The 4,008-nt window shown below is 36.1% G+C and carries 4 protein-coding genes and 2 pseudogenes; 3 read left to right on the top strand and 3 right to left on the bottom strand.

The window, feature by feature from the left end; all coding sequences use genetic code 11:
* Positions 1-302 (top strand): annotated as a pseudogene (locus tag D5S11_RS19600) (N-acetylmuramoyl-L-alanine amidase); the annotation flags it as partial.
* Between the two features lie 60 nt (positions 303-362).
* Here D5S11_RS19600 and D5S11_RS19595 read toward each other — a convergent pair.
* Positions 363-1,112 carry a hypothetical protein gene (locus D5S11_RS19595; RefSeq protein ID WP_108724918.1) on the bottom strand — a complete coding sequence of 250 codons (750 nt, stop codon included), beginning with the start codon at positions 1,110-1,112 and terminating at the stop codon, positions 363-365.
* 410 nt (positions 1,113-1,522) lie between these two features.
* Positions 1,523-2,206, bottom strand: a complete 684-nt coding sequence (locus tag D5S11_RS19590) for a hypothetical protein (RefSeq protein ID WP_108724919.1) — start codon at positions 2,204-2,206, stop codon at positions 1,523-1,525.
* Positions 2,207-2,494: 288 nt separating this feature from the next.
* Between D5S11_RS19590 and D5S11_RS19585 the strand changes: the two genes are divergently transcribed.
* Positions 2,495-3,607, top strand: coding sequence for a response regulator aspartate phosphatase (locus D5S11_RS19585; RefSeq protein ID WP_108724920.1), 1,113 nt, complete (start codon positions 2,495-2,497; stop codon positions 3,605-3,607).
* Positions 3,608-3,670: pseudogene (locus tag D5S11_RS20315) on the top strand (PhrK family phosphatase-inhibitory pheromone); the annotation flags it as partial.
* 8 nt (positions 3,671-3,678) lie between these two features.
* On the opposite strand, the gene D5S11_RS20310 reads toward D5S11_RS20315, so the two are convergent.
* Positions 3,679-4,008: hypothetical protein (locus tag D5S11_RS20310; RefSeq protein WP_241211474.1), on the bottom strand; the 330-nt coding region annotated here is incomplete at its 5' end.

Genomic DNA, 4,008 nt, shown 5'->3' with positions numbered 1-4,008 from the left:
CGAATTTTATCAAAGTCGGCCAAGTTCTAAAGTTGACGGGGGCGGCCGGCTCTTCTAAACCGTCATCCAGCGGTAAGAAATACGTTTACCTTCCGGCTTCGGCCCACTCATGGCGTATCTATCCGACAAATAAGGCGCCGGTCAAAGGGAACGAAATTAACTATTTGCGTCCGAAAAAATTCGGCGGCCTTAAATACGAAATCCTTGCGAATCCGCAAACGGACGTTTACACGATCAAGACGGATCAGTTCGGAAAGGTAAATATCTATGCCGGAAAAATAACAGGCGCAACAGTAAAATAAACGAAAGTAAAGATCGAAGTGTTTTTGAGGTAATAAAAAAAGCTCCCTTCGAGGGGGCTTTTATTTTGGTTCAATTTTGATATTAAGGAATCCTTCGATTGAGGTAAAATGAACAAAATAGTCACCATCCGTCACTTCAAGTGTATCTTTTTCACTTTTTAAAAAATCCTTTAGAAAATTAAATTCAATTCCTAATGCCTGAAAGACGGAATCGGCGGCAACTATTCCTTTTTGATAAACGCTATCATCTGAATTGAAAATCGTCATATTTAAACCATTAAAAGTTTTATGCTTATCAAACCAGGCATTTAAAGAGTAGCCTCCATCGGACTTGTCATATTCTTTTGCGAGTATTCTTGTATATGTTTCGCTGTTTTCACGAGAGAAATCCCCGATGCTATCTGCTGAAATCTTAATAGGAATAGGGTATTTAAAATCCTCATCAAGTTCTAGCGCTCTAATATCTTTATTATATGCACTTTGAAACTCACCAAGACTAAAGTTAAATTCTTTTTGGGTATTCTCAACGCTCTGAACGTCAGAGTCTCCCTCGTCTTCAGAATCAATTGGCTCCTCTTCTATTGAGGGCTCATCTGTATTGCTTTCTGTGGTAGCAGTGACATCCTCAGTTTTGGATTCGTGAGAATCTCGATTTAACGCACCCATAATGAAAAAAAGAGATAAAGCCAAAACAAGGCTTAATGGAGCTATTTGTTTACCTATTTTCTTAGTTTTTTCAAAGAAGATAAAAATCAATGCTGTAATTAAGACAAAGGTTGCTAATGTTGCAATAATACCAAGAATAATCATATAATCCCCCTCTTATTTTAAAACGAACGTTTACATTTTAAAGCAAAGCAGGATTCATTTCTATGCTCTGTAAAGAATTTAATAATGACGGAATAACGGGATCGAAGACAATGCGAGGCTCGAATCGCTTTTAAGGTAACTGAACCCTCTTCCATTGGGGAGATTTTTAAATAATAAAAGATAGGAGGATGTAACCCCCTATCTTCTCATTCTTCCTATTCTGATTAACTCCCCAATTATAGCTCCAACTATAAAGATAATTAATGGAATTGGAGTGAATTTATTACCCAAAACAACCATGTAAACAAAATAACAAGCACATAAAACAAGGAACAGAAGGATATATCTCTTTAATATCCTGTTAATACTAGATGTTGCCTTTTCTTGTTGCATATTTTCTCACCTCGTTTTTATGGTCGGCAAGTTGATGGGATTGGCCTGCTTCCAAAGAATTTGGGACTGTCTGCCGTTTTTAGGACTTTCTTTCTTTTAGAGTCTTCGTAGAATTTTGTTCTATTAGCATAAGGGTATGCGCTGCATTTAAAGGCATAACGATATTGGAATACTGTATAGTATGCAGTTGTTTGGGTACCTGCTAAAAACGCTACAATAGCGAATACTACGTTGTAAGGTGTTTTTGTTAATGTTGAAATAGCTGTGGCTGCCACACCGACAGAAACGCCTTTCAAATTGTATTTATAATTGTATTTCCCCATGTATTTTCCACCGGGCGGTATCTTCATAGTTGACATATTAGAAGAAGAAAATACCCCATCTTCCTCCATAGTAAGGTTAAAATCGACCTCACCGTTTTTATAAAGTGTGTTTGTTTCGTTGTTATATTCAAATTTTGTAACTGCCCCATTTTCCTCAGTAACTTTAGCTTTATTCACAGCAGGGTCAGTAAAGTCGTAAGAATAGACATACTTTTCCCCATCAATCTCAAAAACATTCTCACCTACAGTATCATTTGACATTGATGCAGGGATGTTCAACATTTCATTGCTTTCTGCTTTGGCTTTAAAGTTAGGCATAATACCTACAACCAATGCAGTGACCAAAAACAAAAGTAAAGCTGACCTGAATTTCTTCAAACAATCACACTCCCTATTGTATATTCGTTACGACCCAAATTATACCGGGATTGTTATTTTTTAAGAATAGGGACAGCGAAGTGTAAATTCGACAATGGAGATAAATAGTCCGCTATAATACCGTTCTGAAAAAGTGGGTAAATAGCCTTTTTTTGAAATTGCGCGATGTCGAAGGGGAAAATTGCGCGATGTCGAAAAAAACTCCTATTAATTACATTTTATGTTAAAGGTATGCTAGAATATTGTTTGAGAAAATTTAGAATATTTGTAGAAAGAGGGGTTTATCGTATGAGTAAACTGGCTTCTGAATGTGTTGCAAATATATTAAATGATTGGTATATCGCGATAAAACAACAAGACACTGAGTCTGCTGAGAGATATTTTGAAGAGATCAAACCATTGTTTGATGAAATGGAAGAGGATCAGGAAGTTTTGATGTATTATTCTTTGTTAGAAGAAAGACATAAAATGCTTTTGTTTCAGGTTAAAGGGGAAGAGCTGCCGTCCCATTCATATTTTAATGAAAACCACGCTGATGAAATAAAAAAAACAGATCACATGATTGAATATTATTTCTTTCTATTTGAAGCGTTATATGAGTCGCACAAAAGAAATTTTGAGAAAGCAATTACTTTGTTCAAAATAGCAGAGAAAAAATTGAAAGATATACCCGATTGTATAGAGCGGGCTGAATTTTATTCGAAAGTGGCATCTATGTATATGATGCTGCGGCAGAGTCTAATTTCTCTGAATTATATCAATGATGCGCTACAAATTTATAGAGAAAATGAAGGCTATAAACGAAAGCTTGCCACGTCTCTTATGATTGTTGGCCAAAACTACACTGATTTAGGACTTTACGAAAAAGCAGAGGAAAGTTATTTAGAAGCAATCAGAATTTCGAGAGTTCTTCACGATTCACTTTTCACCGCTTTAATACACCATAATTTAAGTATTACATATTCTGCAGCAAATCGTACCCAAGACTGTATAAATGCCTTGAAAAAAGCCATCAGAAATAAAGAGTGGAGGGACTCGGTTTATTATATAAATTCCCTGTATATGTTTCTGAAAGAGCTTTATAAAATAGGGGATGTAAATAAAATTCCATATTATTATAAAAAGACAAAGGAATATTTTAAACGAAAAGAGAATAAGGTGTATGAGGCTAAAATAAATATTATTTACGGACTTCTGCAGCAGGATCAGAGGAAAAGCATTGAAACTTGTCGAGGTGGTATTTCTTACTTATGTGAAGTAAATGACCTTGATAGCGTCTTTGATCTTTCTTTGGTTATTTCAGAACACTGTGAGAAGCATGGACTCTATAAAGAGGCGCTTGAATTTTCTAAGCATGCTATTTTAGCCGAGAAGAAAATGAGGCACCTGGAGGGATTGTAATTGAAAAAAATTATTCTTTGTGCAGCTCTAACCTTCGTTGCGTTAAGTGGTTTAGCTGTAGTCAAAATTAATCATGCATCATCAGATGTTAAGATAACAGAGCGCCCGGTGGGTACTCTAAAATTAGCAGAGCGGCCAGTAGGCACATAAAAAAAAGCCCCGGACAGGGCTTTTTTTATGCATTCATCGACGTTAATTGTTTGTGAATAACCAGGGGGAGTATGGTGCGTCTGTCCTTTTAAAACCCCCTCAAGCTCCCCCAATCCCCCCCAAATGTTTAGTTTGTTATACTCTATTTTACAAAGCACGGATAAATTCCGAACATCAAAGAACGTTGGTATAGCAAGACTTATCCTCTTTTTAAAGCCCTGTTTAATGAGCAGGAATATTTCCTCTATGAA

Origin of the sequence: Bacillus sp. L75, assembly GCF_003676355.1 — a bacterium.
GTDB lineage: Bacteria > Bacillota > Bacilli > Bacillales > Bacillaceae > Bacillus > Bacillus velezensis.
The sequence above is the reverse complement of the archived record's forward strand: the minus strand, read 5'-3'. Positions and strand labels throughout refer to the sequence as shown.

What these genes read in the sequence shown, in the direction of transcription:
- D5S11_RS19595 (WP_108724918.1), bottom strand. Translation starts at nt 1,112, where the DNA reads ATGATTATTCTTGGTATTATTGCAACATTAGCAACCTTTGTCTTAATT.
- D5S11_RS19585 (WP_108724920.1), top strand. Translation starts at nt 2,495, where the DNA reads ATGAGTAAACTGGCTTCTGAATGTGTTGCAAATATATTAAATGATTGG.